The sequence below is a fragment of the Clavibacter californiensis genome (assembly GCF_021952865.1).
GTDB classification, from domain to species: domain Bacteria; phylum Actinomycetota; class Actinomycetes; order Actinomycetales; family Microbacteriaceae; genus Clavibacter; species Clavibacter californiensis.
The window spans coordinates 567,328-593,581 of the sequence record NZ_CP040792.1; the positions used below are offsets into that span (position 1 = coordinate 567,328).

A 26,254-nucleotide genomic window follows, 5' to 3' on the forward strand; every position below is an offset into this window, starting at 1 on the left:
CCGGGCGGGAGTCGGGTGGGCGCGCAGGGTGCGGTCATGCGGGGGGCGGTTCGCGGATGACGCGGAGAGGTCAGGAGCGCGGCGGCACGGGATCGAACTGGCCGTCGACGAGCACGAAGCGGCGCTCCTGGTCGGCGCCGGGATCCGTGTCGGGCACGCTGATCCACTCCTCCATGTGGATGGAGAGCAGGCGGAAGGCCGTGGTCCGCGGGCTGGCGTGCCGCCAGGGGCCGTGGCCGTTCCGACCGAGGACGGTGATCGCGCGGCTGACGGATCCGCGCGGGAGGTCCCAGCGCACGGCGGGCTGGCCGTCGGCGCGGCCTTCCAGGATGACCGACGCGATGGTGAAGCGGGCAATCGCCGAACGGCAGGTCCTCCTGTCGCAGGTGCTCGAGGAACAGGCGGCGGTCGTCGTCGGTGTCCATGGGTCGATCCTCGCGGGTACGCGCCCGCGCCGCGTCCGCCGCCGTCGAACGGCCTACTGCCGGCAGCCGCTGCGGCATGGCGCCGTCGTTCAGGGGAGCTGGATGAGGGGGCGGACGAGGATGAGGGTCGGCCCTGCCCAGTCCAGCCCCGTGTGCTCCTCGAGCGGCAGGAATCCCATTCGGCGGTAGAACTCGCGCGTCTGCGCGTACGGCTCGTGCTCGAACGACGGGCCGACCGTGTGCACCGAGAGGAGCGCGCATCCGCTCGTCGCGAGAGAGCCGGCCGCGTGCTCCACGAGGAGCCGGCCGACGCCTCGCCCCCGTGCGTCCGGCGCGACCGCGATGAGGTGCAGCTCCGCGGCCTCGGGGAAGTGCCGGCGGACGAGGGCGACGCCGATGACGCTCGTGCCATCGGTCGCCAGGAGGCTGTCGTAGTCGTCGCTCTCGGAGGCTGCCACGTAGCCCTCGATCGCTTCGGGGTCGCCGAACCAGTCCGGCAGGTCCTGCAGGATGCGGCGGACGTCGGTGCCGCTTCGCCCGCGTGCGACTTCGAGGCTCATGCGGCCATCGTCGCAGCAGGGCGGGTCCGGGGTGCTCAGCGGGGGACGCCTCGCCGGAGCACACGGTCCCGCACTTTGCTCAACACGTCGTCCGGCCTGCTCGCCGCGAGGTCGGGCGTCCACATCTCCGGCCACGGCCTGTCGTGACTCACCCAGGCGGTCGAGAGACCCGCGGCGCGAGCGCCAGCCATGTCGGCCGTGACATGGTCGCCGACCATCCACGCGAAGCCGTCGTCGGGTACAGCGGCCCGGGCGGCGTCGAAGATCCGCGCGTCGGGTTTCCTGGCACCCAGCTCTCCGGAGATGACGCTTGCGGCCACCACGCGGTCGAGCCCGGTGCGTCGCAGTTTCATGCGCTGCTGCTCGGACTCGCCGTTCGTCACCACGACGAGCGAGACGCCGGCGCGGGCCATGCGCTCCAGCTCGTCGACCACCCCCGGGTAGCACTCGATGACGTCCACGGGCTCGTAGAGCAGCCGTTCCACGATGGCGTCCGTCGAACAGGGCGGGGTGAGCCTCTCCTGGATCACCTGCGCCAGTTCCCGTCGCGGCGTGTACCCGCTCCTGTCGGCGTCGACGAGCCATCGCACGTCGCTCTCATCGCCGCCCCACTCGACGACCGCCGTGGCAGCCCACGAGGAGAAGGCTGCGTCCCTGTCGACGAGGGTGTTGTCGAGGTCCAGGAAGACGGGCATGGATGCAGGGTACGAGGGGAGCGCATGAGCGGTGGTTCATGAACCGCGGGATCCAGTTGGAGCGCCAGGCCGATGTCCGACCACCGGTCGGGATGCGCGCGCGTCTGGACACGGCCGCGCCGCACCGATGCGCCTAGCCTCGACAGGAGCCGCGCCGCACCGCCGCCGCCGCCCACCCGTATCCACGAGGAAGAGGAACGCGCATGACGACCTGGCTGATCACGGGATGCTCCACCGGACTCGGGCGCGCCTTCGCCGTCGAGGCTCTGGAGCGCGGGCACGACGTCGTCGTCACGGCGCGCGACGCCGCGGACGTGCAGGACCTCGCCGAGCGCTTCCCCGAGCACGCCCTCGCGCTCGACCTCGACGTCACCGACCCGGCGCAGGTGTCGCTCGCGGTCGACGAGGCCACGGCGCGATTCGGCGGCGTCGACGTGCTCGTCAACAACTCGGGCTACGGCTACCGCGCCGCCGTCGAGGAGGGCGACGACGCGGACGTCGCGCGCCTGTTCGACACCCAGTTCCACGGCAGCGTCCGCATGATCAAGGCGGTGCTGCCCGGCATGCGCGAGCGCCGCAGCGGCACCATCGTGAACCTCTCGTCCATCGGCGCCGCGCGCACGGGTGCCGGATCCGGCTACTACGGCGCAGTCAAGGCCGCCATCGAGCAGATGACCATGGCCCTGCGCACCGAGCTGGAGCCGCTCGGGATCGTCGCGACCGTGGTGGCGCCCGGGTCCTTCCGCACCGACTTCTCCGGCCGCTCGCTCACGCAGTCGGCCACCGTCATCGACGACTACGCCGAGACCGCCGGCAAGCGCCGCAAGGAGAACGACACCACCGACGGCACGCAGCCCAACGATCCCGCGCTCGGCGCGAAGGTGCTCGTGGACGCGGTCGAGCAGGGCGCTCCCTTCTACCTGCTGCTCGGCGGCGATGCCGTCGAGATCGTCACGGGGGCCCTCGACGACCTGCGCGCCGACGTCGACGCGTGGGCGGACCGCAGCCGGTCGACGGCGTACGACGCGAGCTAGACGGAGCCCGGCGGGGCGACGAACACGCAGAACGGGTGCCCGGCCGGATCCCGCAGCACGTAGAGGGGCTCATCGGGATCCGTCGACCGGTCCTGCAGCACGGTCGCGCCGAGCTCCTCGGCGTGTCCGCGGTGCCGCTCGAGCTGCGCGGTGGAGCTGACGGTGAGGTCCAGGTGCAGCATCTGCGGCGGCGAGCCGGTGGGCCAGCTCGGCGCCGGCATGCCGGGCGCCTCCTGGAAGGCCAGCCGACGCGTGCCGTGGTCGTCGACCAGCACCAGCCAGTCCGCGTCCGGCCCGGACGCCTCGGGCTCGTCGCCCGGCCGGTAGCGGAGCCCCAGGGGCTCCCGGTAGAACTCGGCCAGGAGCCGGGGATCGGGCGCGTCGAGGACGGTCTGCAGCAGGTGCGGGTGGTCGGCGGGATCGGTCATGGTCCCGTCCTACTCCTCGGGTGTCACCTCGTCCCGGCGCGTCGACGCCCGGAGCACCCGCACGAGGACGGGGGCCGGGCATCGCGGACGTGACGCCGAGCGACGCGTTCGTGCACGAGGAGCATTCGTCCCCCGTGAGCGGGAGCGGCCGTCAGCACAGCGGGCCTCGGCGACGCGACCGGACGGCAGGCTCCGCCAGGAGCACGACGGCGTCCATGACCATCCGCAGCGGGCCGAGGAGTCGCACGTCTCCGCGCATGAGCATGATCACGACGGCGATCCCGAAGGGCACGGCGAGCCCGGCGTTGGCCCGCGCTCTGCGTCTCCGCCGGAGGCGAGCCCGGCCGGATCCGCCCTCGAGCTCCCGAGGCGTCGTCTCCGCCGGGAGCCCGCCGATGTCGCCGCGGGCCCTACGGGGCAGACGGGGCGGACGGGGGTGCGGATCGGATCATGGCGAGCGACGGCGCCCGGCCCTTCTCGATGTGCGTGAAGGCGATGGACTCGGCGAGGCGGTCGTTGCCGGCCCGGATGGCGTCGAGGAGGCCGTGGTGCTCCTCGGACTGCTGTCGCTGGTCCCGCTCGCTCGTCAGGTAGAAGAGCCAGGTCATGCGCCCCGTGACGGCACGCATGAGCGCGGAGAGCAGATCGCTGTCCGCGACCGCCACGATCGCCTCGTGCACGACGGTGGAGGTCTCGGCGATCTCGAGCCAGTCCTCGCTGTCGAGGGCGCGGTGCTCGGCGTCGATCGCGGCGAGGAGCGGTCGCAGGGAGGCACCGTCCGCCACGCGCTGCGCGGCGAGCCGTGCGGCGAGCGTCTCGAGGCTGAGGCGCACGTCGAACAGCTCCACGACGTCGGCGACGCTCCATTCGGCGACCCGGGTGGAGCGACGGGGGAGCATCCGGACGAAGCCCTCGTTCGCCAGCCGGGGCACCGCCTCCCGTACGGGGAGGCGCGAGACGTGCAGCTCGGCGGCGAGGCTGGCCTCGACGAGTCGGGACCCCTGCGGGTAGCGGCCGAGGATGATCTGCCGACGCAGGGTGCGGTACGTCTGGCTCGCCAGCGACTCCTCGGGGGTGTCGAGGGTCATGGGGCCTCCCTTTCGATGCGGCCCGACCATTCAACACGCTCAGCCCGCGGGCCAGCTCCGTCGCTTGGGCAGCGGACGTGCGTAGCTGTCGGCCCGGCTCGTGCTGAGCCCCTGTCGCACGAGCAGCTCCACGAGGGAGGCCGCGGCGGCCACGCCGTCGACGACCGGCACCGGGAGGCGCGCGCCGACGTGCTCCTCCAGCCCGGCCATCCCCGCGCAGCCGAGGCAGATGACCTCCGCTCCGCGCGCGATGGCGCGTTCCCCGGCGGCCACGAACGCGTCCACCGTGGCGACCGGGTCGTCCTCGAGCTGGAGGACCCCCAGGCCGGTGTCCTCGATGGCGGCGCAGTGGGCGAGCAGCCCGGCCGTCAGGAGGCTGTCCTCGATCTGGCCCGCGGCCCGGCGGACCGTGGTCACGACGCCGAAGCGGCGGCCGAGCATCATCGCCACGTGCGCCGACGCCTCCGTGATGTCGACCACGGGCACGTCGAGGAGCTCGCGGGCGCCCTCCCGGCCGTGCTCGCCGAAGCCGGCCATCACCACGCCGTCGATGCCTGGCGGCAGGCGCTCGAGCGCGTGCAGCACAGCGGCCGCGCTGAGGAAGCTGTCGTACCAGCCCTCGGCAGAGGCGACGCCCCAGGTCGGCGTCACGGGGACGATCTCCGTCCCCGGACCCACGGCGAGATGGGCCCGGGATGCGGCGGTCTCGGTCATGGACTCCGTGGTGTTGCAGTTCACGACGGCGATGCGCATCAGGCACCCACCGCGGCGACGGCGCCGGCCGCGAGACGGAGGTCGTCCCCGACGCCGCGCGCGCGGGCGAGGTCGATCACGGCCGCCGCGACGGCGAGGTCCTGCGCGCCGAGGCCCACGGAGTCGAACACCGTGATCTCGTCGCGCCGGATCCGGCCCGGCGCCGCACCGACGACGACGGCACCGAGCTCGCGGAGGTCGGCGGACGCGTCGAGGGCGCCCTCCGCGATGGCGCGCAGCAGATCGCCCGACTTGGCACGCGCGGTCTCCGCGCCGTCGACCACCAGCGTGCCCCTCGTCATCGCCGCCGCGTCGAGCTCGCGGTGGGTGGGGCGCGGGCGGGCGCCGACCGCGTTGACGTGCATGCCGGGTCGCAGCCATGCGCCGCGGACGAGGGGATTCACCGACGGCGTGAGCGTGCACAGCACGTCGCAGGCCTCGACGACGGCGCGGGGATCGGGGGCCACGGCGACGGGCACGTCGACCCCCTCCCGGAAGCGGGCCACGGTCGCGGCCGACCGGGACCAGACGACCACCTCCTCCAGGCCGGTCGCGGCGCACACGGCGCGCACGTGCTCCTCGGCGAGCGGGCCGGCGCCGATCAGCCCGAGGACGCGGCTCTCCGGCCGCGCGAGGAGGCGGGTCGCGAGAGCGGAGGAGGCGGCGGTGCGCAGCCGGGTGATGAGCGCGCCGTCCAGCACGGCGACGCACTCGCCCGTCGCGAGGGATGACACGAGGATCGTCGACCGCTGCGTCGGCAACCCGAGGGCGGCGTTGCCGGGCAAGTCGGCCATGAGCTTGACCGCCGCCAGGCCGAGCCGGTCCGAGCGCGCGGCCATCGGCAGGATGAGCCCGTCGTCCGTCCCGGAGAGCGCGACGGGAGCCGGCTGCTCCATCGCGCCGGAGCCGAGGTCCGCGAAGATCCGCTCGACGACGCCGAGCACGTCGACGTCCTCGAGCAGTGGGCCGATCGCGTCGTAGGACAGCGCCAGCGGCATCAGCGCGCGCCCACCGCGGCGGCGCCGGTCATCTCGGCGAGCGCCGGGGCGCGCGACACGAGCCCGGCGTCGGCGAGGATGCGCATCCACCGGTCGGATGCGGCCTCGTCGATGACGGTGGTGTCCCACACGCCGCCCGCGGCCATCTCGGCGACGGCCTCCCGGAGGAGGGCGGGGTCGCGATCCGGCCAGCGGGCAGCCAGCACGGCGTCGATCTCCGCCGACGCCTCGCCCGCGGTGATGCGCTGCATCGCCGCCTCGATGCCGTCGATGAAGCGGGCTGCGCGGTCCGCGAGCTCGTCGACGCGATCGGCGCGGGCATAGTAGACGCTGTTCGGCATGACGCCGCCCGCCTCGAGGTGCTGGAACACCACCTGGCCGCCGCCGGAGGCGACGAGCTCCTTGGCCGAGAGCAGGTCGAGCACGATGGCGTCGCCGAGGCCGGAGCGGTAGAGCTCGAGCATCATCGCGGTGGAGAGGTCGCGGACCCAGCGGGTCGCGGCGACGTCGAGCCCGGCTTCGCGGATCAGCCCGGCCGTGAATTCGAACGGGGCGCTGCCGCCCGCCCCGGGTGCCAGCACCACCTTGTCGGCGAGCTGGTCGAGCTCGATCGGACCCGCCGCGTCGCGGGACACGATCGTCATCGGGAAGCGGTGGTTGAGCTGCCCGAGGACGGTGAGGCGACGGTCGGATCCGGCGTACATGCCCGGCACCCAGAGACCGCCGAGCGCGAGGTCCGCCACGCCCGAGTCGAGGTCGTCCAGCACGCCCGTCCAGGGGTCCCTCGCCGTGGCGGTAACCGAGAGCCCACGGTCGGCGAAGAGCCCTCCGACGTCGGCGACGTACTCCGGGAGGTAGTTCAGGCCGTTGGCCGTTGCGGTGATGTTCAGGGTGTCCATGCGGTACTCCTCGTGGTGATGGGTGGATGGAGAGGGGAGGGAGGCGTCAGCCGAACGGCGGTCAGCGAGCGGCGGCGGCGAGGGCCTTCTCGTTGACGTCCTCGAGGGTGCGTCCCCGGGTCTCGGGGGCGAACCGGGAGGCGACGACCAGCACGGCGTACATCACCGCAGCCAGCCCGAACACGCCGGCGAAGGCGAACGAGCCGTAGAGGGCGACGGCGAGGAACGGCATGACCGCGCCGGCGATGTTCCCGATGCCGTTGACGATGGAGGCACCGGAGGCGCGGATGGCCGTGGGGAACACCTCGGCGGTCCAGGTGGCGAGCGTGGTGTTCGTGACCATCGTGAAGTACTGGAACATCGCGCCGAGCAGGAGGATCGCGGTGGTGCCGTCGCCGAACGCCGCGAAGGCGAGGGCCGTCAGGCAGCCCAGCACGCCCGCGGTGCCCACCGCGGTGCGTCGGCCGATCCGGCCGGCGACGAGGGCGGCGGTCGTGGCGCCGAGCAGCGATCCGACGTTCATGATCATCGTGTACAGCAGGCTCTCCGACACCGTGTACCCCCGCTCGACCAGCAGCGTGGGCATCAGGAAGTTGAGCGTCACCTGGGATCCGAACGCCATCCAGGAGGCGACGCCGAGGGCGGCCGTCCGGCGGATCACGGCACGGCTGAATACCTGGGCGGGGGAGGCGGAGACGAGCACGGGCGAAAGGTCCTCCGGGCGCAGCTCGACGGGCGGACGTGCGTCCGTCGGGCGGAGCGTGTCGGACGCCAGCACGGCGAGGGAGCGGTTGGCCTCGTCGACGCGGCCGCGGGAGAGGAGCCAGCGCGGCGTCTCCGGCAGGCGGCGACGGTAGAAGACGACGAGCAGGGCGGGGACGGCGAGGATCACGAACGACCAGCGCCACACCGCGTCGGGTCCGCCCAGCGGGGTCTCGAGGGGTCCGAGCAGGAGGAGGAAGAGGCCGTAGGAGAGGAAGTTGCCGAGTCCGCCCGCGCCGACGTTGATGGCGCCGATGGCCGTGCCGCGGAAGCGCGTGGAGACCATCTCCGACAGCATCACGATGCCGATCATGAACTCGCCGCCGATGCCGATGCCGACGATGAGCCGGCTCACCAGAAGGATCTCGTAGTTGACGGCGACGGCGCTGATCAGGCCGCCGAGCGTGTAGATGAGCAGGTTCAGGCTGAGCGAGAAGCGGCGGCCGTAGCGGTCCGCGAGGTAGCCGGCGAGCAGACGCCCGATGAGGCCGCCGATGACGGTGGCGGTGTTGATCGTCGTGAGCTGGATGTCGCCGATCTGCAGCGTCTGCTTGATGTGGGTCGCCATGGCACCCACCGAGTTCTGCTCGAGGGTGTTGAAGAACTCCCCGGCGAGGATGAGCAGGAACACCCAGAACTGGGCGCGGGTGAAGCCGATCGAGTCGAGGACGGAGGCCACGGAGCGGTCGGGGACGGGTGGGGCGGTGGTGCGGGATGCAGTGGTCACGAAGGGCTCCCAGCGGAAGGTGGAGGCGGCGGCTCGTCGAGGGGCCGCCGGGTGGTCACCTACTTTGTATCCCGGATGCCATTTCGATCAGGTTTCCGTCGTGCTAAGAGTAGCAGCATCGCCTTTCGTTCCGGGCCCTACTCTCCTCCGCCCGAGTCGTCGCGGCAAACTTTGTATACGAATTGTCATCTTCGGGCTTCTCTCCGCGTCGGCGTCCAGCGGCTCAGCGGCGCCCCTCCAGCTCCAGCAGCGTCGTCTTCGCCGCGAGCCCGCCGATGTAGCCGCCGAGGGTGCCGTCGGAGCGGAGTACGCGGTGGCAGGGGATCACGACGGGCAGCGGGTTCGTCGAGCACGCCGTGCCGACCGCACGGGTGGCGGCCGGGCTGCCCGCGGTCTCGGCGACCTCGCGGTAGGTGCGGGTGGATCCGTAGGGGATCTCCGGGAGCAGCCGCTGCACCCGGTCGCGGAAGCCGGTCGACAGGCGGCGGTCGAGCGGCAGGTCGAAGGTGCGGCGGCGGCCGGCGAAGTACTCGTCGAGCTCGCGGGCGGCCTGATCGAGGCGCTTCGGGGCGCGGAGGATCCGCGGGCCGAGCCGCCGGGCGAGGTCGCCGAGCACGGTGTCGTGGTCCTCGCGGGAGTAGGCGACGCGGATCAGGCCGTGCTCGGTGGCGGCGAGCAGCAGCGGGCCGACGGGGGAGTCGATCGTGGTGAAGCCCACGTCGAGCGCGCCGTCGGCCTCGGCTCGGTCGGCGAGGCGGAGGCGGAGGGCGTCGAGGGCGGGGCCGGTCGGGTCGGCGCGGTCGAGCGCGTCGGCGTCGAGGAAGGCGGCGTCGAGGTCCGCGGCGGCGTCGGGATCGGTCACGGTCGTCCTCCTCGTGCGGATGCGGATGCGGATGCGCGTGCGGGTGCGGTGGCGGGTGCGGGTGATGGCTCGCGCGGGGCGGAGGGCGGATCCGCCCCCATCGTCCGCCGCAGGCTCGCGACCCCGTCCGCCGCCGCGCGCCGCACGGCCTCCGGCGTCCCGCCGACGATCGCCGCGACCTCCGCGTGCGGCAGCCCGCCGAGGTACCGGTACGCGACCGCGAGCCGCTGCCGCTCGGGCAGGGCCGTGACGGCGCGCCAGAGGTCGGGGTCGCGGGATCCGGGCACGCCCAGATCGGAGACCCGCTCGGGCACCTCGTCGACGGGGATGGCACGGCGGCCGCGGGCACGGATCGCGTCCAGGGCCTTGCGGTGCGCGATGGTGACGAGCCAGGCGCGCACGTCGGCGCGCGGTCCGAGCCGCGGGTACGCCACGAGCGCCGACAGGAACGTCTCCGACCACGCGTCCTCGGCGTCCTCGTGCCCGCCGAGCACCGCCCGGCACACGCGGAGCACCACGGCGCCGTGCTCGGTCACGACCCTGTCGAACGGCTGCATCATCTCCACACCGGGTAGACGCCGGGGCGGGGTGATCCGTGAGGCCGGCGTGCGGATCAGTCTCGCGGATCCCGTGGCCGGCGCGACAGCCCACCGCGTCGCACCGTCCGCCTGCGGACGCGCCGTGCGCCTCCTCCCTGTCTCCGATGCTCCGCCCGTGCGCGCCGTAGGGACTACCAGTGACGGTCCCCGGGGATGACGACCTCGGGGCCGCCGGTCGCGAGGATGGATGCGCGGCCAACCCCCGGCCGCGCGCTCCGCGAGGAGCATCCGCCGCCGGCCCGTCCCCCCGGGCCGGCGGCGCACACGACGGAAGAGGATCCGCATGGGCAGCACGCTGAGCTCCGCCGCACGCGACGACGAGCAGGCGGTGCCCGGTGACGCACCCCGCGTGCTCCGCGTCTTCGTGGTCGACGAGGAGGCGCCCATCACGCAGCTGCTGTCGCTCGCGCTGCGGATGGAGGGCTGGGACGTGCGCGTCTTCGCCACCGGCCGCGCCGCGATCGACGCCGCCGTCGAGGCCGCGCCCGACGCGATCCTGCTCGACATGACGCTGCCCGACGTCTCCGGCGTGGAGGTCGTCGGCGAGCTGCGCCGCGCGGGTGTCGCCAGCCCCGTCCTGTTCCTCACCGGCCGCGACTCGCTCGAGGACCGGCTCGCGGCCTTCGGCGCGGGCGCAGACGACTACGTCACCAAGCCGTTCGGCCTCGAGGAGGTCGTCGAGACCCTGCGCGTGCTCTTCCGCCGTCGCGGCCTCGCACCGGCGACGATCACCGCGGGCGACCTCGTGCTCGACCCGGCCACGGGCGAGGCGTGGCTCGCGGGCGTGCCGCTGGAACTGGATCCGATGGACCTCGTCGTCGTGCGGGCGCTCGCCGAGGAGCCGACGCGCCGCCTGTCCCGCCGGGAGCTCGTGCACCGGCTGACGGACGCGGGCTGGGACCTCGTCGCCCCGCACGCGCTCCTCGACCTGCCGTCCGTGACCGGCCGCCGCGCGGGTCGCGACCAGGTCGCGCTGCTCGCCGTCGCGGGCGACGACCTCGTGCTCGCGCCCGCCGTCTGACGTCGGGAGCCCCTGCGCCAGGCCGCCGCGTCCACCCCAGTCCGAGGGCCGATGCGGCGAGTCACCCCCGCAACTCCGGGGATCACGAGTCACACGCGTCACACTGCGCAAACGAATTCCCCAGGTGGGTAGCGGATATCCCTACAGTCGGGAGCGGGGAGCCGAACCTCCCCGACGCGTCCTCGAGACACCCGAGCGCGTCCCCTCCACCGCACGATCGCGGCACAGCAATGGCGCGCACGAGCGGTCCTGCACCACTGGAGCTGTCATGACCCGTCCCACCCCCGCCGCCGGTCGCGGCAGGTCGTTCCGCCGCGCGGCCGCCGGCGCCTGCCTCTCGGCCTCCCTCGTGATCCTGCCCCTCGCGATGGCGCCCGCCGCCCATGCCGAGACCGCCCCCGTCGGATCCGCGCCCGTCGCCGTCGAGACGCCGGCCGTCGAGGCCCCCGCGGTCGAGACCCCGGCCGCGACGCCGACGCCCGCCGTCGAGGCGCCCGCCGCCGACGCGACGCCGACCCCTGCGCCCACCGAGACCGCCGACGAGACGGCCCCCGTCGCCGACGCCCCGGTCGAGACCACGCCGACCCCGGCCGTCCCGACCACCCCCGGCGCGCCGACGACCGGCCTCCCGACGCTCGAGCCGACCGTGCCCGTCGTCGAGCTGCCCTTCACCTGGACCACGCCCGACCGCGGCGTCGCCCTCCCGATCAACGAGGCCGTGCCCTTCGCCGGCACCGGCACCGCGGGCAGCATCGTCACCGCGAGCTACTTCAACGCCGTGGGCGTCAAGTCGATCGCCGGCATCGGCATCGTCGGCGAGGACGGCACGTACGCGTTCCCCGCGAGCTTCACCGAGCTGCTGCAGGACTCGAAGACCGCGAGCGTCACGCTGACGCAGGTCGGCCTCGACCTCACCGTCAAGGGCGAGATCCGCGGCCTGGTGCGCTTCGCCGAGGCGCCCGTCGGCCCGTTCGTCCGCGCCGAGGCGTCGTTCTCGACCATCTCGCCGATCTCCGTCGCCCAGGCCACGAGCCTCCTCGGCGGCCTCAAGGTCAACGCCACCGGGTACCTCCGTTACGAGGCCGTCGAGGTCACGGTCACCGCGCCCGACGGCCGCGTGATCCAGCTCAGCGACGCCAACAGCGGCGTGGGCGTCAGCACCCGCTCGCTCAAGGACCTCGTGCGCGCCGACGTCGACGGCACCTTCGCGCAGCCGATCATCCTGTTCGGCGACATCCAGCCGGGCACCTACCGGGTGTCCGTCGCGGGCCTCGAGTCGGGCCTCACGCAGGGCGGCACGGTCGAGCTGACCGGCGAGGACGCGGGCGGACCGGTCGTCCCGGGCGTCCCGACCCCGACGCCGACCGCGCCGTCGATCGACCCCGCGGGCACCGCACCGAAGCCGATCACCAAGCCGGCCGCGCACCACGACGACACCCTGCCCGTCACGGGCACGGACGGCGCCGCGGCCCTCGGCCTCGGCGGCCTCGGCGCGCTGATGGCCCTGGCCGGCGCGGGCACGCTCGTCGCCCGCCGCCGCATGCGCTCCGCGGAGTAGCGGCGCGGCACGACCCGCACCACGCACGACCGGCGGCCGGATCCCCAGGGTCCGGCCGTCGTCGCGTCCGCGCCCCGCCTTGTCCCGCCCCGCGGCCTGCACGTAGATTTGACGTGACCCGCAACGAATCACCCGCACGCGGATCCGCACCCCGTATGAGACGAAGGAGTCCCATGTCCGACACGCAGTCCGCAGCGACGCCCACGGAGACCGGAGGCGCCCTCGGCGTCGCGATGATCGGGCACGGGTTCATGGGCGCCGCGCACTCCCAGGCCTGGCGCGTCGCGCCCGCGTTCTTCGACCTGCCGCTCGCGCCGCGCATGGTGTCCGTCGTCGGCCGCGACCGGGCGCGCACGCAGGAGTCCGCGGACCGCTGGGGCTGGGATCGCGCCGAGACCGACTGGCGCGCCGCCATCGAGCGCGACGACATCGACGTGGTCGACATCTGCTCGCCCGGCAGCACGCATGTCGAGATCGCCGTCGCGGCGCTCGAGGCGGGCAAGCACGTGCTGTGCGAGAAGCCGCTCGCCAACACCGTGGAGGAGGCCGAGATCATGGCGGCGGCCGCGGAGAAGGCCGCCGCGAAGGGGATCCGCGCGATGGTCGGCTTCAGCTACCGCCGCGTGCCCTCGATCACGTTCGCGCGCGACCTCGTCGCACAGGGCGCGATCGGGGAGCTCCGCCAGGTGCGCGCGCTCTACCTGCAGGACTGGCTGACCGACGCCGAGGGCCCCATGACCTGGCGCCTCGACAAGGAGGCGGCGGGATCCGGCGCGCTCGGCGACATCGGCGCGCACATCGTCGACGCGGTGCAGTTCATCACCGGCGAGCGGCTCGATGCGGTGAGCGGCCTGCTGCGGACGTTCGTCGAGGAGCGCCCGCTCCTCGCGGAGACGCGCGGCCTCGGCGGCGTCGCGTCGAGCGAGCGCGGCCGGGTCACCGTCGACGACGCGGCCTACTTCACCGGGAAGCTCGCGGGCGGCGCGCTCGCCAGCTTCGAGGCGACCCGCATGGCCACCGGCCGCAAGAACGCGCTGCGACTGGAGTTCAGCGGATCCGACGGCGCCATCTCCTTCGACCTCGAGCGCCTCAACGAGATCGAGCTGTACGACGCGACCGCGCCCGCCGACCGGCTGGGCTTCCGGCGGATCCTCGTCACCGAGCCCGAGCACCCCTACGCGGCCGCGTGGTGGCCCACCGGCCACGGCCTCGGCTACGAGCACGCGTTCACCCACCAGGTGCGCGACCTCGTGCACGACATCGCCGCGGGACGCGATCCGCAGCCATCGTTCGCCGACGGCCTCCGGGTGCAGCGCGTGCTCGACGCCGTGGAGCGCAGCTCGGCCGACGGCAGCGCGTGGGTGCAGGTGGATCCCGCCGGAGCCTGAGCCCGGCGGCGGCGGCCACCGCTGACGGGGACGCGGGGATCGCCTGGGAGGAACGCGAGCGGCGAGGAGCGGGAGCCCCCTACCTTCAGCGCGCGGGGACGCACGGGCGGGACCGCCGGGATGCACCCGCTCCACCACTCCCGGAGGTCCCATGAGATCACCCGTCCGCGCCCGCCGACGCTCCCGCATCCCCCTGGCCGCCACGGCCGGCCTCGCTGCGGCGGCCGCGCTCGCCGTCGCCGTCGCCGCGCCGGCCGAGGCGTTCAACCACGAGGGGCCGCACTGGCCCACCGCGCGGCTCACGGTCGACACGTCCGAGGTACCGGGCGGGCGCTTCCACGACGCGCTCACCGACGCGGCCGCCGAGTACACCGCGCTCACGCACGTGTCGATGTCCACCGAGGACGCGGTCGGCTCGCCGTGGAGCGCGCAGGTCATCGACGCCGGGGACGACGGCTACGAGGGCTACTCCCACTGGCGCTACGACGGCGATCACCTCACCACGTCGGCCGACATGCACCTCAACACCGCGTACCTCGACGACTCGCTGCCGGAGGACGAGCTCAAGGTGGTGTGGGAGCACGAGTCGGGGCACGTGCTGGGGATCGCGCACGTCACCGGCATCGACCACGTCATGTACCCCTTCGCCTCCCAGGCCTACGACGACGGGGTCACCGGCCTCACCGACGACGAGGTCGCCGGGATCGACTCCCTCTACTGATGGGCACGCAGATGCACGCACGTACGAGCACCATCCACCTCGCCGCCGTCGCCCTCGGGGTCAGCGCGCTCCTGCTGACCGGCTGCAGCGCCGGCACGGCGGAGGCCCCCGTGACCGCGTCGACGACCGACGGGACCCCGATGGCCGACGGCATGCCCATGGCCGACGGCATGTCGATGCCGCCGGGGCCGGGATCGCACACCCACGGGTCGCGCCACACGCACTACGACTCGCTCGCCGCGCTCGCGGCGGACAGCGTCGAGATCGTCACGGGCACCGTCGTCGCGCAGCGCGAGGTGACGGACCTCGGGCCGACCGCGCCGGCCACCGTCTCGACGGTGCGGGTGACGGCCGTCCCGAAGGCCGCCGGTGGCGTCGCGGTCGGCGGCACGGTCGACGTGCGGCAGATCGGCACGGCCGCTCGGCCGGGTCCCGCCGTCATGATGCAGGCGGGATCCACGTACCTCCTCTACCTGCGGCCGTCGCGCCTGCCGGGCGAGGCGGCGTCCCAGTCCTTCGTGACGGGCGGATCCGCCGGGCTCTTCGCGGCTCCTGACCCGACGCGACCGGAGGCGCAGACCGACTCGGACGCCGCGGCCGGGCCGTCGCAGCCGGGGACGTTCCTCCGGCTCGACGACGAGGCGGGCGACACCCTGCCCGAGCGGGTCGCGGCCGACGGCGCCCTCGGCTGACCCGCGGTGCCGTGCCGCCGGCGCCCGGCGGCGCGGCCGCGTCGTGACGCTCGCGTACCCTGGCCAGGACGACCGGGAGGCGGACGGGTGCACGCACGGCAGGAGCGGATGCGGCGCGCCGCGTTGTCCGCGCTGGTCTGCACGCTCGTCACGGCGACCGCGCACGCGGCGGCCGGCGGCGGCATCCCGCATCCGCTCGTGCTCGGCCTCGCGCTCGTCGCGGGCGTCGCCCTCTGCTTCGCGCTCGGCGGCCGCCGCGTCACGATCGCCCACCTCGTGCCCGCCATCGGCGCCACGCAGGGCGTGCTGCACACGGCGTTCACGTTCGGCGGATCCGGCATGACGGCGGGCGGGGGCATGGCGGCGGGATCCGGTCCCGCCGGCCACAGCCACGCGCACGCTGCCGCGGAGGCCGCCCGCGCGCTCGCCGACCCGGGCGCCATGGCCATGCCGGCGCACCACGACGGCGCCATGCTCCTCGCCCACGTCATCGCCGGCCTGATCAGCGTCTGCTCGCTGCGCGCCGGGGCCGACGCCGTCCGCCGCGTCGTCCGGGCGCTCGCCGTGCGCGTGGGCGGCGCGATCGCCGGAGCCGTCGGCGCGCTGGTCGCGGCCGCCGTCGCCGTGGCCGCCGCGCTCGCCGAGCCCGCGGTCGCGCCCCGGCCCGGGCGCCTCGCCGCCGACGTGCGACCGGCGCGCGCCGTCTCCTTGCTCGCCGCGCGGATCCGGGGTCGTCGCGGCCCGCCGCTGGGCGTGCTCGCCGCCTGATCCGCGCCCGCCGCGTCCCTCGAGGATCCGGGCGCGCTCCGCGCCGCGCACCCGACGTCGACCATCCGAGCCCCGTGCGCCGGTGATCGTCGCCGCGATGCCGCGCGCTCCCGCACACCCGGATCCGCACGGCCCCGCCCGTGCCCCACCGAAGGACCACCATGCCCCGCACCACCCGCCTGACCGCCTCCGTCCGACCGCCGGGGCGCCGCCGCGCACTCGCCGCGACCGGCGCCGCGCTCGGCCTCGGCCTCGGCCTCGCCCTGTCCGCGCCGCTCGCCGCCTCCGCGCACGTCGAGGTCGACGCATCCTCCACCGCCCCCGCCACCCTCAGCGTCCTGACCTTCGCGGTCGGTCACGGCTGCGAGGGATCCGCCACCACCGCCCTCGCGATCCGCTTCCCCGCCGACGTGCAGGCCGTGAAGCCGACCCTCGCGCCCGGCTGGTCGGTCGCCGAGCAGGAGGCGGCGGACGGCACGACCGTCACCTACACGGCCGACACCCCGCTGCCCGACTCCCTGCGCGCGACCGTGCAGGTCGAGGCGCTGCTGCCCGTCGACGGCGCGGCCGGGGATGTCGTGACGTTCCCGACGCTGCAGACCTGCGTCGCCGGATCCACCGACTGGGCCGAGACGCCCGCCGCGGGCACCGAGCCCGACCACCCGGCACCGGCGATCACGCTGACCGACGCCGCGAGCGGCAGCGGCAGCGGCAGCGGCATGGCCGGCATGGGCTCGACCTCGGCGACTGGCACAGAGGCCGCCGCGGGCTCCACCGCCGTCGCGGCGGTCGACCAGGTCGCCCGCCTCCTCGGCCTCGGCGCCCTCGTGGTGGGCGTCGTCGCCGTGATGCTCCTCACCATCGGCATGCGCCGCCCGCAGCAGGGCGGCCGACGATGACCGCCGTGGACGACCGCGCGGCCGAGGCGACGACGCCGGTCGCGCCCGCCCCCGCGATCACCCGCCCGCAGCGCGGCTGGTTCCTCCCGCTTCTGCTGCGCCTGCACTTCCTGGCGGGGATCCTCGTGGGCCCGTTCATCCTCACCGCGGCCCTGAGCGGCGCGGCCTACGCGCTCGCGCCGACCGCCGAGCAGGTCGTCTACGCCCACGAGCTGCACGCGCCCGCGACCGCGACGACCGTGCCGCTCGCGCAGCAGGTCGAGGCCGCGGAGGCCGTGGTCGGCGGATCCGGCACGCTCGTCGCCGTCCGCCCCGCCCCCGCGCCGGGCGACACGACGCGCGTCATGTTCACGGGCGACGGCCTCATCCCGAGCCAGACCCGGGCGATCTTCGTGGATCCGGCGGACGCGTCCATCCGCGGCGACCTCCCCGTGTACGGCACGAGCGGCGCCCTGCCGCTGCGCACGGCGATCAGCCACTTCCACCGGACGCTCGGCCTCGGCGACCCCGGCCGCCTCTACAGCGAGCTCGCCGCGAGCTGGCTCGGCATCGTGACGCTCGCGGGCCTCGGCCTGTGGGTCGCGCGCTGGCGTCGGTCGCCACGGAAGCGCGACCTCGTGCGGCCGGACGGGAAGGCCACGGGCTACCGGCGGATCCTGTCCTGGCACGCGTCGACGGGCGTGTGGCTGGTCGCGGGCGCGCTGTTCCTGTCAGCCACGGGCATCACGTGGTCGCAGTTCGGCGGGCAGAACGTGACCGACCTGCGGGCCGCGCTCAGCTGGCAGACGCCGACCCTCACGACCGCGCTCCCGGGCGCGGGTACGGGCGCGGTCTCCGCGGCGGATCCGCATGCCGGCCACCACGCGTCCGCGGCGCCCACAACGACGCCCGCCGTGGATCCCGCGACCTTCGACCAGGTCCTCCGCGTCGCGCAGGGCGTCAACGTGGACACGGGCCTGGTGGAGATCAAGCCCCCCTCGGATGCCGGCCAGGCGTGGACCGTGAGCGAGATCCAGCGCAGCTTCCCGACCGAGGTCGACCAGGTGGCCGTCGACGGCAGCACCCTCCAGGTGGTGGGTCGCACCGACTTCGCCGACTACCCGTTCCCCGCGAAGCTCGCGCGCTGGGGGATCGACACGCACCAGGGATCCATGTTCGGGCTCCCGAACCAGCTGCTCCTCGCGGTGACCGCGCTCGGCATCGCCGCGATGGTGGTGTCCGGCTACCTGATGTGGTGGAAGCGACGGCCGGGCGTCGCGCGCCCGGGCCGGCCCGCTCCGTCGGGCGCGCTCGTGCGGGCGCCATGGTGGGGGATCGCGGCGGTCGTCGCCGTCGGGCTCGTGGTGGGCCTGTTCCTGCCGCTGGTCGGGATCCCGGTGGTCGGCTTCGTGCTGCTCGACGCGCTCATGACCGCGGCGCGCGTGCACCGGGCGGGCGCCCCCGCCTGACCCGGCACGCCGACCGGCGTCGGTCCGGTCGCCCGCGACTCAGCGGGCGGCCGGCGCCGGGCCGGTCGACGCCGCCACGTGCAGCCGGCACGGCAGGAGCGCGTGCGGCAGATCCGTGGCCGTGCCGTCGAGCCGCGCGAGCAGCATCTCGACGGCGAGCCGGCCGAGCTCCGGGCCTGGCGCGTCCATGGTGCTGAGTGCGGGCTCGACGAGCGCGCCCACCTCGGTGGACGACGCGAGCGACAGGATCGACACGTCGTCCGGCACGCGACGTCCGGCCGCGTCGAGCCCCGAGATGAGGCCGCGCGCCGCCTGGTCGTTGAGCAGCATGATCGCTGTGATCCCCGGATCCGCCGCCAGCAGCTCGCCCGCCGCCGCATGCCCGCCCACCGGGGTCGGCGCGCACCGGGCCACCGCGCCGCCGAGCCCGCGCGCCGCCGTCTCCTGCAGGAACGCCCGCTCGGTGCGCGTCGTCGGCCCGTACCCCCGCAGCGGCCCGCCCTCGAGGTCCTCCACCACGAGCCCGAAGCGGCGGTGGCCGAGGGCCTGCAGATGGTCGATCCCGTCGGCGACGGTGTGCTCGAAGTCCATGTCGACGAACGGCAGGTCGTGCATGTCCGCGGTGCGCCCGATGGAGACGAACGGCACGTCGAGCGCGGCCAGCTCGCTGATGCGCGAGTCGTCCATGCGCACCTCCATCACGATGACGCCGTCGACGAGACGGCCGCTCACCAGGTCGGACACGTCGTCGGGCGACGTGCCCGTGGGCCAGAGCACGAGGTGGTACCCGAGCTCGGACGCGCGCGTGGCGGCGCTCATGAAGATCTCGAGGGCGATGCGGCTGAGGCGCTGCACGTCGGCGGGGAACAGCAGCGCGACGATCCGGGTGCGCTTGCTCGCGAGCGCGCGCGCCACGACGTTGTTGCGGTAGCCGAGCTCCTGCATCGCCTGGGTGACGGCGCGGCGCGTGGGCTCGGAGACGGGCTTGGTGCCGTTGACGACGAAGGAGACCGTGGCGATCGAGACCCCCGCGCGCGCGGCGACCTCTCGCATGGTCGGGATGGCGGCTCCTCGGGTTCGGGCGGCGCCGGGCGGGCGATCGGCCGGGCGAGTGCTCAGCGTATAGCGGGCGTCGCGCGGCGGTGCGGGTCGGTCGGGGCGCGGAACCGCGAGACGAGGATGAGCGCGCCGGCGATCGCGCAGACGGCGAGCGTGAGGCCGACCACGTACGCGGCGACGGTGCCGTAGCCGCCGGGCGACGAGTCCGGGTTCAGGAACCCGTACGGGTAGTAGGTGGCGGTGCGGAAGACCTCGTCGCCGGTGAACGGGCCGCGGGCGAGCGTGACGAGGATCCACGCGAGCGGGAACGCGATGACGCGGCCGATGGCGCCCGCGCGGAGCGGCCGACGGTCGGGCGCGAGGATCCAGTCGAGCAGCACGATCAGGGGCACGGCGACGTGCACGATCTGGTCGGCCCAGTCGAGCTTCAGCGGCTCCGGCTGGGGCTGCCCGCGCAGCAGCAGGTTCCAGACGATGCCCGTGATGACGAGGTAGACGGTGGACGCGAGGCGCAGCGTGACCCAGCCGACCCCCGGATCCGCCACCCGGCCCAGCGCCAAGCGCACGCCGCCGACGACCAGCACGACCGCGCCGAGCAGGTTCGCGTCGACGGTGAAGAACAGGGCGAAGTCGAGCGACTTCCCGGCTATGCCGGTGATGCCGAGGTCCTGCCAGTAGGCGTGGTTCACGTGGTACTGGGCGATGACGCCGACGACGGCGGCGATCGCGGTGGCTATGCGGACGACGGAGAGGAGGATGCGCACGGATGAGGTTCCCACGACCTCACCGCCGCCGCCGACGGCCCCCGGTCGCGCGGTCGTGCGGCTCACGCCGGGGCGGATCCGCGTCGGGCGCCGGTCACGCGACGGCAGGCCTCCTCGACGCCGCGGGCGTGCGCGGCGGGGGCGACCTCGGCCGCGAGGTGCCTGGCCTCGCGGGCGGGGCCGTCGAGCGGGCGCCGATCGGCGGCCAGCCGGAGGATCGACGCGGCCAGCCCCTCCGCGTCCGTGTCATCGGCGAGCAGGGCCGCCCCGCCGAACTCCGCGGCGAGGACGGGGTCGCTGACGAGCGCCGGGCGCCCCTCCGCGAAGGCCTCCAAGGCGACCATCGGCTGGTTGTCGTAGCCGAGCGAGGTGATCACGGCCGCGTGCGCCCCGCGGAGGAGCGCGGTCACCGTGGCGGTCGACACGCGGCCGTGCACGGTGACGCCGGGCGGGACGGCACCGCGCGGTCGGCCTCCGGCGAGGTCGAGGTGCACGGCGTCCGGCCCGGACAGCTCGGCGATCAGCGCCATCGCCTCGAGCATCACGTCGAGGCGCTTCTCGGGCGCGAACCGCGCCGCCCAGACGAGCCGCAGCGCGCCGCTCGCGGGGAGCTCGGCGGACGCCCCGCGCGCGGTGCATCTCGTGTTCGAGAGCACCTCGACGGCGGGCAGGCCCGCGCGGCGCAGCGCGACGGCCTGGTGCGCGGAGGGCGAGAGCACGAGGTCGGCCTCGCGGCTGACGGCGAGGGTCATGCCGCGGAGGGCGCTGTCGAGGCGGCGCGGGGCCAGCTGCACCCGCGGATCCGGCAGCCCGGTCATCGCGCGGTGGACGGCCGTGACGGCGGGCGCGAGGAACCCGCCCCACGCCGGGCCGCGCAGGAAGAAGGTGTGGACGGTGTGCAGCGTCGGGATCCCCCGCTCGCGCCCGAGCCGCAGGGCGGTGGCCGCCAGCCCGTGCTCGGAGTGCGTGAGGACGAGGTCGGTGCCCGACCGGTCCATCAGCGCGCCGAGGTCCCGGCGGGTGGCGGCGTCGGCGCGGATCACCGGCAGGCCGAGGAGGGGCACGGGCAGGGTGGGCGCGACGTCGTGCAGGGCGACGCCCGTTCCGTGCAGCTCGCGTACGGCGGTCGCGTCGGGTGCCGCGACGGTGACCGCGTGGCCCGCGCGCGCGAGCGCGAGCGCCTGCTGGACGACGGCCGTCTGGGCCCCACCGAGGTAGGAGAAGGCGTAGTCCATCACGAGGAGGGGGCGGAGGGTGTCCATCGCGGCTGACGCTAACCGTCCGGGCGCGTCGCGCGCTGGGGGCTGGGGAGACGAGGCCGGCTCGGGATGATCCGCGCGCGCCGACGCTCGATGGGGTAGGTCAGGCGCCGCGCATCAGGCGGAGCGCGCCGCCCTCACGAACGCGACGACCGCGTTCGCATGGCCGTGCCCGAGGCCGTGCTCGGCCTTCAGCCAGGCGACCACCTGCATGTGCGGCTCGGCGTCGAGGCGCGCGTCGGCGAGGTCGATCCAGTGCTGGACAGGCTGGCCGTAGGTCGTCTCGATGCTCGGGAAGTAGGAGGCGGGCCCCTTCGCCTTCTGCCCGTCGGGCGGCGGGGGCGGGGCGGCGATGCCGTGCGGGCTCATGCTGCGACCGTACCCGCGGCTCCTGGCGCGGACCAGGGGCGCGGACCCGGGGTGCGCGGCGTCTTCCGCGGAGCGCACGGGCGCTCCCGTTGGTGCCCGGTCCGGCCAGCGGGGCGATCTACGTCGTGCTCGGCCTCGCGCTCGCGTACGCGATCCACCGCCGCGGGCGTCCGGTCTCCATCCGCTGGGCGCTCGAGCCGCTCCTCGGCAAGCGCGTGCGCGGCGGATGGGGCAACGTCATCGACATCATCGCGCTCGTCGGCACGCTGTTCGGCGTCGCGACCTCCCTCGGACTCGGCGTGATCCAGATCGGCGCCGGCCTCGAGAGCGCGGGCCTCGCCGAGAGCAGCACCGTGAGCCAGATCGCGATCATCGGCGTGATCACCGCGGTCACGATCGTCTCGCTCGTCACGGGCGTGACCAAGGGCATGAAGATCCTCTCGAACTTCAACCTCGCGCTCGCGGCGGCGCTGCTCCTCTTCGTGCTGATCGTCGGCCCGACCCAGCTCCTGCTGCGCGACTTCGTGCAGTCCATCGGCGCGTACCTGCAGAACGTCGTCGGCCTCTCCTTCAACGTCACCGCCCAGCAGGGCGCGGCCGGCGAGGCCTGGCAGGGCTCCTGGACCACCTTCTACTGGGGCTGGTGGATGTCGTGGGCTCCCTTCGTGAGCATCTTCATCGCCCGCATCTCGAAGGGCCGCACCGTGCGGCAGTTCGTCTCCGGGGTCCTGCTCGTGCCGACGGCGCTGACCTTCCTGTGGTTCGCGGTGCTCGGCGGCGCGGCCATCCACCAGCAGACGGACGGCGCGGGCGGGCTCGTCGGCGCGGACGGCTCGGTCGACATCGAGGGCTCCCTGTTCGCCCTGCTCGGCGGCTTGCCGGCGGGGACCGTGCTCACGTTCGGCGCGATCCTCCTCATCGGGGTCTTCTTCGTCACGTCGTCGGACTCCGGCTCGCTCGTCATGGCGATGATCGCGTCCGGCGGCGACATCGAGCCGAGGAACTGGCTCCGGGTGTTCTTCGCGGTCCTCGCGGCCCTCCTGGCGATCGCGCTGTTGCTCACCGGCGGCCTGGACGCGCTGAAGACCGCGGCGATCACGACGGCGCTGCCGTTCAGCGTCGTGCTGCTCCTCTCCCGCTGGTCGACGATGATCGCCTTCACCCGGGAGCGCCGCGCCTACGACAAGGCCGAGCGCGATCTGCTGCTCGACCGGATCGGCGTGCACTACGGGCTCGAGGTGGAGGCGCCGTCCGAGCGCGGACTCGTCGTGCCGTGGCGGGCGCTGAAGCGGAAGGTGCGCGGGGCGGACTCTCCGAGCGCCCCGCCGGCGACGGACATGGAGCCGCCCACGACGGCCTGACCACCCTGCTCTCCGCCCTCGTCAGGGGGAGGCCGTCCCCGTCCGCGGGTGGCCTCGGGGCGTCGAGCCCGCTCGCCCGGACCCGGTGGCGGCGATGAGCGCGCAGACGAGCATCGTCCACGGCTGCGCCACGGAGAACGGGAACAGGGACGCGGTCGCGACGAGGGACGCGGAGGCGATCACGAGCGGCTTCCGACGGCCGAGCCGGTCGGACAGGGGTCCGGAGACGGCCCCGAAGAACAGCGAGGTGACGAGCGGGATCGTCGCCATGAGCCGGAGCATCGCGCGCAGGACCATGCGGAGGAACGGCCGACGCGCGATCCGCCGGGCGCTACGCGAGGCCGAGGCGCTTCAGCAGGAGCACGACGAGCACGGTCGGCTTCATCCACGGCACCTCGCCCACGCGGTACTCCTCGGCCCGCGCGAGGCGTCCGGCGAGGTCGGGACGCAGCTCCCGGAGGTAGGGGCGGGCCTTCGCGGCGTGCACCGAGTCGGAGACGATGCGGATGGTGTCGGCGTCCTCGAGGAACGGGATCGCGTTGGCGATGTTCTCGCGCGTGCTGGTGCTCCTGTCCTCGAGGACGAGCGGGCCCCGGTAGCCGAGCTCGTCGCGGGCGTACCTGGCGAGGATCCGCGCCTCGGGCTCGGTGCCCATCACCGATCCGCCGCACAGGATGAGGGTGCTCGAGGTGGCACGTGGATCCATCGAGCGCAGGCCCGCCCGGACCCGGTACCGGTTGATGGCGTTGGCGCGCGGACCGCGGTTGCCGTAGCCCAGCACCACGATCGCCTCGCGGCCGACCTCGGTGCCCGGTCGGCGGGGGTCGAGCCCGCGCGTGCTGGCCAGGCGGTGCGCGACCTCGCTGGCGACGAAGGCGACCGCGGCGGAGGCCCCGATCGCGACGAGCAGGGGGCGGGTCCGCATCCGCCCAGGCTACGCGCCGGGCCACGCCCGACCCTCGTGGTTCAATGGTCCCGCCTCCCACGGGAGGTGCCTCCCACGGGAGGCACGGCGGTGGGGCTCGCCGTACCCGAACCTCGACACCCTCGTCGACGACAGTCCCTGTCTCACGGCACCGCCATGCCATCCGAGATGGGAGACCGCATGACCGACCACCCGCAGCCCGACCACGGCGCACCCCGCGACAGCGCGCCCCTCTACGACGAGCCGCTCGACAGCGACATCGAGGTGGACGACGACCCGGGCCGCCCGGTCCACCTCCGCTGGTCGTCCCTCGGCCTCGTGGCGCTCGGCGGTGCCGTCGGCACGGGCATCCGCGAGGCGCTCGCGCTCACGTGGCCCGCGCCCGCCGGGGGCATCCCCGTGACCATCCTCCTGATCAACGTGGTCGGCGCCTTCGTGCTCGGCGCCCTGCTGGAGTCGCTCGCCCGCCGCGGGCCGGACGAGGGCCGACGCCGCGCGATCCGCCTGCTGGTGGGCACGGGCGTGCTCGGCGGCTTCACCACCTACAGCTCGCTCGCCACCGACGCGGCGTCGCTCGCCGGATCCGCGCTCGGCCTCGCGTTCGCGTACGCGGGGCTCTCGCTCGTGGTCGGAGCCGCGGCGTCCGTCGCCGGGGTCGCCGCGGGTGCCGCGATCCACCGCCGCGCCGCGGCCGGCCGCGCGACGGGGGCGGCGTCGTGACCGGCCCGCTCGTGTTCGCGCTCATCTGCGTGGCCGGCGGCGTCGGAGCCGCCCTCCGTCTGCTCCTCGACGGCGCCATCCGCGGCCGCCTCGGCGCCGCGTACCCGTGGGGCACCACGGTCATCAACGTCACCGGATCCCTCGGGCTCGGCCTCCTCACGGGCGCCGCCGCGCAGTCGGGCCTCCCGCACGACCTCCTCCTCATCCTCGGCGGCGGCCTGATGGGCGGATACACGACCTTCAGCACCGCGAGCCTCGAGACGGTGCGGCTCGCCCAAGCGGGCCGGGTCGGCGCGGCGCTCGCGAACGGCGTCGGGATGCTCGTCGTCTGCATCGTGGCGGCAGGCCTCGGGATCGTGGTGGGCGGGGCGCTGTGACGGCCCTCGCGCCCGTGGGCCCCGCGGACGTCGAGGCGCTGCACGCGTTCCTCGCGGCGGCGGACCTCACGGTCACCGGGCTCGACGACCCGGGTGTGCGGCTCTGGTCCCAGCGCGACGCCGACGGGCGGATCACCGGCAGCACCGGGTTCGAGCTGAGCGCGGACGGGCGGCACGCGCTGATCCGCAGCGTCGCGGTGGATCCCGCCCTCCGGTCCGCGGGCCTCGGCTCGACGCTCGCCCGGCACGCGCTCGCCGAGGCTGCGGCCGCCGGTGCCGGGCGCGCATGGCTGTTCTCGCGGAGGTCCGGTCCGTTCTGGCGGGGCCTCGGCTTCCAGGAGGCCGATCGCGACGCGCTCGCCGCCGCGCTCCCCGACGCCCGCCAGGTCGTCGCGTTCGGCGCGAGCGGGCAGCTGGCGCGCGAGGTCGCGTGGTCGCGGCCGCTCGGGGCGGCGGAGGATCAGGAGCGCCACGCATGACGGGCCCGGTCGGCGACGCCTACGCCGCGCGCGCCGCCGAGTACGCGGAGCGCCTCGGCACCCTCGATGCGGTGCACCCCGCTGATCTCGCGCTCGTCACGACGTGGGCCGACGGGATCGCGGGCCCGGTGCTCGACGCCGGCTGCGGGCCCGGGCACTGGACCGCCCACCTCGCCTGCCGCGGCCTCGACGCGCGCGGCGTGGACCTCGTGCCCGCCTTCGTCGCGCATGCCGGCGCCGCGCATCCGGGCCTCCCGTTCGAGGTCGGCGACCTGGATGCGCTCGACGCCCCTGACGCCGCGTTCGGCGGTGTGCTGGCCTGGTACTCGCTCATCCACCACGCGCCCGACCGCGTCGCCGTGCCGCTCGCCGAGCTCGCACGCGTCGTCCGGCCGGGCGGCGGCCTGCTCCTCGGCGCGTTCGCCGGCACGGCCACCGAGCCGTTCGACCACGCCGTGACGCGCGCGTGGCGCTGGGAGCCGGATGAGCTGGCCGCGCGGATCAGCGCCGCGGGCTTCGAGGTGGATGAGCTGCACACGCGCACGTCGTCGGCGCAGCGACCGCACCTCGCGGTCGTCGCGCGCCGCCCCGCGGACTCCCCGGCCTAGGCTCGCCG

At 74.7% G+C, this 26,254-nt stretch carries 30 protein-coding genes and 1 pseudogene; 14 read left to right on the plus strand and 17 right to left on the minus strand.

All coding sequences use genetic code 11. The annotated features are described in order from the left end of the window. Nucleotides 1-70: 70 nt before the first annotated feature. The 3 genes from FGD68_RS03020 to FGD68_RS03030 all read right to left on the minus strand — a co-directional run bounded on the left by FGD68_RS03020 (nucleotide 71) and on the right by FGD68_RS03030 (nucleotide 1,680). Entirely contained in the window at nucleotides 71-298 is a 228-nt protein-coding gene (locus FGD68_RS03020; RefSeq protein WP_119372535.1) for a hypothetical protein, read from the minus strand. Between the two features lie 216 nt (nucleotides 299-514). Next, nucleotides 515-985 (minus strand): GNAT family N-acetyltransferase, encoded by a 471-nt coding sequence (locus tag FGD68_RS03025; RefSeq protein ID WP_119372534.1) that lies wholly within the window; start codon nucleotides 983-985, stop codon nucleotides 515-517. 35 nt (nucleotides 986-1,020) lie between these two features. Beyond that, nucleotides 1,021-1,680, minus strand: a complete 660-nt coding sequence (locus FGD68_RS03030) for an HAD family hydrolase (protein WP_119372533.1) — start codon at nucleotides 1,678-1,680, stop codon at nucleotides 1,021-1,023. A gap of 203 nt (nucleotides 1,681-1,883) precedes the next feature. Between FGD68_RS03030 and FGD68_RS03035 the strand changes: the two genes are divergently transcribed. After that, complete coding sequence (locus FGD68_RS03035; protein ID WP_119372532.1) at nucleotides 1,884-2,714, plus strand: oxidoreductase; 831 nt, start codon at nucleotides 1,884-1,886, stop codon at nucleotides 2,712-2,714. Here the strand turns inward: FGD68_RS03035 and FGD68_RS03040 are convergent. From FGD68_RS03040 to FGD68_RS03075, 8 genes are all read right to left on the minus strand, one after another. Then, nucleotides 2,711-3,142 (minus strand): VOC family protein, encoded by a 432-nt coding sequence (locus tag FGD68_RS03040; protein WP_119372531.1) that lies wholly within the window; start codon nucleotides 3,140-3,142, stop codon nucleotides 2,711-2,713. The two genes, FGD68_RS03035 and FGD68_RS03040, sit on opposite strands and share 4 nt — an antisense overlap. Before the next feature lie 410 nt (nucleotides 3,143-3,552). Further along, complete coding sequence (locus FGD68_RS03045; RefSeq protein WP_104236741.1) at nucleotides 3,553-4,230, minus strand: GntR family transcriptional regulator; 678 nt, start codon at nucleotides 4,228-4,230, stop codon at nucleotides 3,553-3,555. A gap of 39 nt (nucleotides 4,231-4,269) precedes the next feature. Next, nucleotides 4,270-4,983, minus strand: a complete 714-nt coding sequence (locus FGD68_RS03050; RefSeq protein WP_119372530.1) for an aspartate/glutamate racemase family protein — start codon at nucleotides 4,981-4,983, stop codon at nucleotides 4,270-4,272. Then, the gene (locus FGD68_RS03055) at nucleotides 4,983-5,981 is read right to left on the minus strand and encodes an ornithine cyclodeaminase family protein (protein WP_104236743.1); all 999 of its coding nucleotides are present in this window, start codon (nucleotides 5,979-5,981) and stop codon (nucleotides 4,983-4,985) included. Before FGD68_RS03055 ends, FGD68_RS03050 begins: the two co-directional genes overlap by 1 nt. Further along, nucleotides 5,981-6,880 (minus strand): ABC transporter substrate-binding protein, encoded by a 900-nt coding sequence (locus FGD68_RS03060; protein ID WP_119372529.1) that lies wholly within the window; start codon nucleotides 6,878-6,880, stop codon nucleotides 5,981-5,983. The genes FGD68_RS03055 and FGD68_RS03060 overlap by 1 nt, the downstream gene beginning before the upstream one ends. Nucleotides 6,881-6,941: 61 nt before the next feature. Further along, entirely contained in the window at nucleotides 6,942-8,369 is a 1,428-nt protein-coding gene (locus FGD68_RS03065; RefSeq protein ID WP_237609755.1) for an MFS transporter, read from the minus strand. 223 nt (nucleotides 8,370-8,592) lie between these two features. Next, nucleotides 8,593-9,231: a methylated-DNA--[protein]-cysteine S-methyltransferase gene (locus tag FGD68_RS03070; RefSeq protein WP_119372528.1), complete on the minus strand. Its 639-nt coding sequence runs from the start codon at nucleotides 9,229-9,231 to the stop codon at nucleotides 8,593-8,595. Next, the gene (locus tag FGD68_RS03075; RefSeq protein WP_219818175.1) at nucleotides 9,228-9,788 is read right to left on the minus strand and encodes an RNA polymerase sigma factor; all 561 of its coding nucleotides are present in this window, start codon (nucleotides 9,786-9,788) and stop codon (nucleotides 9,228-9,230) included. The genes FGD68_RS03070 and FGD68_RS03075 overlap by 4 nt, the downstream gene beginning before the upstream one ends. 325 nt (nucleotides 9,789-10,113) lie before the next feature. Here FGD68_RS03075 and FGD68_RS03080 point away from each other — a divergent pair, with 325 nt between their 5' ends. The 8 genes from FGD68_RS03080 to FGD68_RS03115 all read left to right on the plus strand — a co-directional run bounded on the left by FGD68_RS03080 (nucleotide 10,114) and on the right by FGD68_RS03115 (nucleotide 18,325). Then, nucleotides 10,114-10,851: a response regulator transcription factor gene (locus tag FGD68_RS03080; RefSeq protein ID WP_119372527.1), complete on the plus strand. Its 738-nt coding sequence runs from the start codon at nucleotides 10,114-10,116 to the stop codon at nucleotides 10,849-10,851. A gap of 268 nt (nucleotides 10,852-11,119) precedes the next feature. Further along, entirely contained in the window at nucleotides 11,120-12,409 is a 1,290-nt protein-coding gene (locus FGD68_RS03085) for an LPXTG cell wall anchor domain-containing protein (RefSeq protein WP_104236747.1), read from the plus strand. Between the two features lie 173 nt (nucleotides 12,410-12,582). After that, on the plus strand, nucleotides 12,583-13,797 hold the full coding sequence (locus FGD68_RS03090; RefSeq protein ID WP_182480976.1) for a Gfo/Idh/MocA family protein: 1,215 nt from the start codon (nucleotides 12,583-12,585) through the stop codon (nucleotides 13,795-13,797). A 151-nt stretch (nucleotides 13,798-13,948) separates the two neighbouring features. Beyond that, a complete protein-coding gene (locus tag FGD68_RS03095) occupies nucleotides 13,949-14,518 on the plus strand; it encodes a matrixin family metalloprotease (protein WP_119373664.1) in 570 nt (189 codons plus the stop codon). A gap of 11 nt (nucleotides 14,519-14,529) precedes the next feature. Then, a complete protein-coding gene (locus tag FGD68_RS03100; RefSeq protein ID WP_147361741.1) occupies nucleotides 14,530-15,210 on the plus strand; it encodes a hypothetical protein in 681 nt (226 codons plus the stop codon). An 87-nt stretch (nucleotides 15,211-15,297) separates the two neighbouring features. Next, nucleotides 15,298-15,978, plus strand: a complete 681-nt coding sequence (locus FGD68_RS03105) for a hypothetical protein (protein WP_237609756.1) — start codon at nucleotides 15,298-15,300, stop codon at nucleotides 15,976-15,978. A 161-nt stretch (nucleotides 15,979-16,139) separates the two neighbouring features. Further along, the gene (locus tag FGD68_RS03110; protein ID WP_119373740.1) at nucleotides 16,140-16,877 is read left to right on the plus strand and encodes a YcnI family protein; all 738 of its coding nucleotides are present in this window, start codon (nucleotides 16,140-16,142) and stop codon (nucleotides 16,875-16,877) included. Further along, complete coding sequence (locus tag FGD68_RS03115; RefSeq protein WP_119373739.1) at nucleotides 16,874-18,325, plus strand: PepSY-associated TM helix domain-containing protein; 1,452 nt, start codon at nucleotides 16,874-16,876, stop codon at nucleotides 18,323-18,325. The genes FGD68_RS03110 and FGD68_RS03115 overlap by 4 nt, the downstream gene beginning before the upstream one ends. A 39-nt stretch (nucleotides 18,326-18,364) precedes the next feature. On the opposite strand, the gene FGD68_RS03120 is transcribed toward FGD68_RS03115, so the two are convergent. From FGD68_RS03120 to FGD68_RS03135, 4 genes are all read right to left on the minus strand, one after another. Beyond that, entirely contained in the window at nucleotides 18,365-19,378 is a 1,014-nt protein-coding gene (locus FGD68_RS03120) for a LacI family DNA-binding transcriptional regulator (RefSeq protein WP_237609757.1), read from the minus strand. A gap of 62 nt (nucleotides 19,379-19,440) precedes the next feature. Beyond that, complete coding sequence (locus FGD68_RS03125; RefSeq protein WP_119373854.1) at nucleotides 19,441-20,163, minus strand: Pr6Pr family membrane protein; 723 nt, start codon at nucleotides 20,161-20,163, stop codon at nucleotides 19,441-19,443. 47 nt (nucleotides 20,164-20,210) lie between these two features. Beyond that, nucleotides 20,211-21,410 carry a glycosyltransferase family 4 protein gene (locus tag FGD68_RS03130; protein WP_237609758.1) on the minus strand — a complete coding sequence of 400 codons (1,200 nt, stop codon included), beginning with the start codon at nucleotides 21,408-21,410 and terminating at the stop codon, nucleotides 20,211-20,213. Nucleotides 21,411-21,524: 114 nt separating this feature from the next. Continuing rightward, a complete protein-coding gene (locus tag FGD68_RS03135; RefSeq protein WP_104236754.1) occupies nucleotides 21,525-21,776 on the minus strand; it encodes a DUF4287 domain-containing protein in 252 nt (83 codons plus the stop codon). A 98-nt stretch (nucleotides 21,777-21,874) separates the two neighbouring features. Here FGD68_RS03135 and FGD68_RS03140 point away from each other — a divergent pair. Then, nucleotides 21,875-23,137: pseudogene (locus tag FGD68_RS03140) on the plus strand (BCCT family transporter); the annotation flags it as partial. Nucleotides 23,138-23,158: 21 nt separating this feature from the next. Here the strand turns inward: FGD68_RS03140 and FGD68_RS03145 are convergent. After that, nucleotides 23,159-23,407: an MFS transporter gene (locus FGD68_RS03145; RefSeq protein ID WP_317207888.1), complete on the minus strand. Its 249-nt coding sequence runs from the start codon at nucleotides 23,405-23,407 to the stop codon at nucleotides 23,159-23,161. Nucleotides 23,408-23,468: 61 nt separating this feature from the next. Continuing rightward, on the minus strand, nucleotides 23,469-24,062 hold the full coding sequence (locus FGD68_RS03150; RefSeq protein ID WP_182480948.1) for a YdcF family protein: 594 nt from the start codon (nucleotides 24,060-24,062) through the stop codon (nucleotides 23,469-23,471). 180 nt (nucleotides 24,063-24,242) lie between these two features. Between FGD68_RS03150 and FGD68_RS03155 the strand changes: the two genes are divergently transcribed. Genes FGD68_RS03155 through FGD68_RS03170 form a run of 4 tightly spaced genes read left to right on the plus strand, consistent with a single transcriptional unit; the run spans nucleotide 24,243 to nucleotide 26,246 of the window. Then, a complete protein-coding gene (locus tag FGD68_RS03155) occupies nucleotides 24,243-24,782 on the plus strand; it encodes a fluoride efflux transporter FluC (RefSeq protein WP_119373424.1) in 540 nt (179 codons plus the stop codon). After that, complete coding sequence (locus tag FGD68_RS03160; RefSeq protein WP_119373423.1) at nucleotides 24,779-25,159, plus strand: fluoride efflux transporter FluC; 381 nt, start codon at nucleotides 24,779-24,781, stop codon at nucleotides 25,157-25,159. The genes FGD68_RS03155 and FGD68_RS03160 overlap by 4 nt, the downstream gene beginning before the upstream one ends. Then, the gene (locus FGD68_RS03165; protein ID WP_104236507.1) at nucleotides 25,156-25,638 is read left to right on the plus strand and encodes a GNAT family N-acetyltransferase; all 483 of its coding nucleotides are present in this window, start codon (nucleotides 25,156-25,158) and stop codon (nucleotides 25,636-25,638) included. Before FGD68_RS03160 ends, FGD68_RS03165 begins: the two co-directional genes overlap by 4 nt. Beyond that, nucleotides 25,635-26,246, plus strand: coding sequence for a class I SAM-dependent methyltransferase (locus tag FGD68_RS03170; RefSeq protein ID WP_237609759.1), 612 nt, complete (start codon nucleotides 25,635-25,637; stop codon nucleotides 26,244-26,246). Before FGD68_RS03165 ends, FGD68_RS03170 begins: the two co-directional genes overlap by 4 nt. The last annotated feature ends 8 nt before the right edge of the window (nucleotides 26,247-26,254 follow it).

Bases quoted from the DNA above. Each gene is read 5' to 3' on its own strand.
- FGD68_RS03025 (WP_119372534.1), bottom strand. From the start codon at position 985: ATGAGCCTCGAAGTCGCACGCGGGCGAAGCGGCACCGACGTCCGCCGC.
- FGD68_RS03030 (WP_119372533.1), bottom strand. From the start codon at position 1,680: ATGCCCGTCTTCCTGGACCTCGACAACACCCTCGTCGACAGGGACGCA.
- FGD68_RS03035 (WP_119372532.1), top strand. From the start codon at position 1,884: ATGACGACCTGGCTGATCACGGGATGCTCCACCGGACTCGGGCGCGCC.
- FGD68_RS03040 (WP_119372531.1), bottom strand. From the start codon at position 3,142: ATGACCGATCCCGCCGACCACCCGCACCTGCTGCAGACCGTCCTCGAC.
- FGD68_RS03045 (WP_104236741.1), bottom strand. From the start codon at position 4,230: ATGACCCTCGACACCCCCGAGGAGTCGCTGGCGAGCCAGACGTACCGC.
- FGD68_RS03050 (WP_119372530.1), bottom strand. From the start codon at position 4,983: ATGCGCATCGCCGTCGTGAACTGCAACACCACGGAGTCCATGACCGAG.
- FGD68_RS03055 (WP_104236743.1), bottom strand. From the start codon at position 5,981: ATGCCGCTGGCGCTGTCCTACGACGCGATCGGCCCACTGCTCGAGGAC.
- FGD68_RS03060 (WP_119372529.1), bottom strand. From the start codon at position 6,880: ATGGACACCCTGAACATCACCGCAACGGCCAACGGCCTGAACTACCTC.
- FGD68_RS03075 (WP_219818175.1), bottom strand. From the start codon at position 9,788: ATGCAGCCGTTCGACAGGGTCGTGACCGAGCACGGCGCCGTGGTGCTC.
- FGD68_RS03080 (WP_119372527.1), top strand. From the start codon at position 10,114: ATGGGCAGCACGCTGAGCTCCGCCGCACGCGACGACGAGCAGGCGGTG.
- FGD68_RS03085 (WP_104236747.1), top strand. From the start codon at position 11,120: ATGACCCGTCCCACCCCCGCCGCCGGTCGCGGCAGGTCGTTCCGCCGC.
- FGD68_RS03090 (WP_182480976.1), top strand. From the start codon at position 12,583: ATGTCCGACACGCAGTCCGCAGCGACGCCCACGGAGACCGGAGGCGCC.
- FGD68_RS03095 (WP_119373664.1), top strand. From the start codon at position 13,949: ATGAGATCACCCGTCCGCGCCCGCCGACGCTCCCGCATCCCCCTGGCC.
- FGD68_RS03100 (WP_147361741.1), top strand. From the start codon at position 14,530: ATGCACGCACGTACGAGCACCATCCACCTCGCCGCCGTCGCCCTCGGG.
- FGD68_RS03110 (WP_119373740.1), top strand. From the start codon at position 16,140: ATGCCCCGCACCACCCGCCTGACCGCCTCCGTCCGACCGCCGGGGCGC.
- FGD68_RS03115 (WP_119373739.1), top strand. From the start codon at position 16,874: ATGACCGCCGTGGACGACCGCGCGGCCGAGGCGACGACGCCGGTCGCG.
- FGD68_RS03120 (WP_237609757.1), bottom strand. From the start codon at position 19,378: ATGCGAGAGGTCGCCGCGCGCGCGGGGGTCTCGATCGCCACGGTCTCC.
- FGD68_RS03130 (WP_237609758.1), bottom strand. From the start codon at position 21,410: ATGGACACCCTCCGCCCCCTCCTCGTGATGGACTACGCCTTCTCCTAC.
- FGD68_RS03135 (WP_104236754.1), bottom strand. From the start codon at position 21,776: ATGAGCCCGCACGGCATCGCCGCCCCGCCCCCGCCGCCCGACGGGCAG.
- FGD68_RS03145 (WP_317207888.1), bottom strand. From the start codon at position 23,407: ATGGCGACGATCCCGCTCGTCACCTCGCTGTTCTTCGGGGCCGTCTCC.
- FGD68_RS03150 (WP_182480948.1), bottom strand. From the start codon at position 24,062: ATGCGGACCCGCCCCCTGCTCGTCGCGATCGGGGCCTCCGCCGCGGTC.
- FGD68_RS03155 (WP_119373424.1), top strand. From the start codon at position 24,243: ATGACCGACCACCCGCAGCCCGACCACGGCGCACCCCGCGACAGCGCG.
- FGD68_RS03170 (WP_237609759.1), top strand. From the start codon at position 25,635: ATGACGGGCCCGGTCGGCGACGCCTACGCCGCGCGCGCCGCCGAGTAC.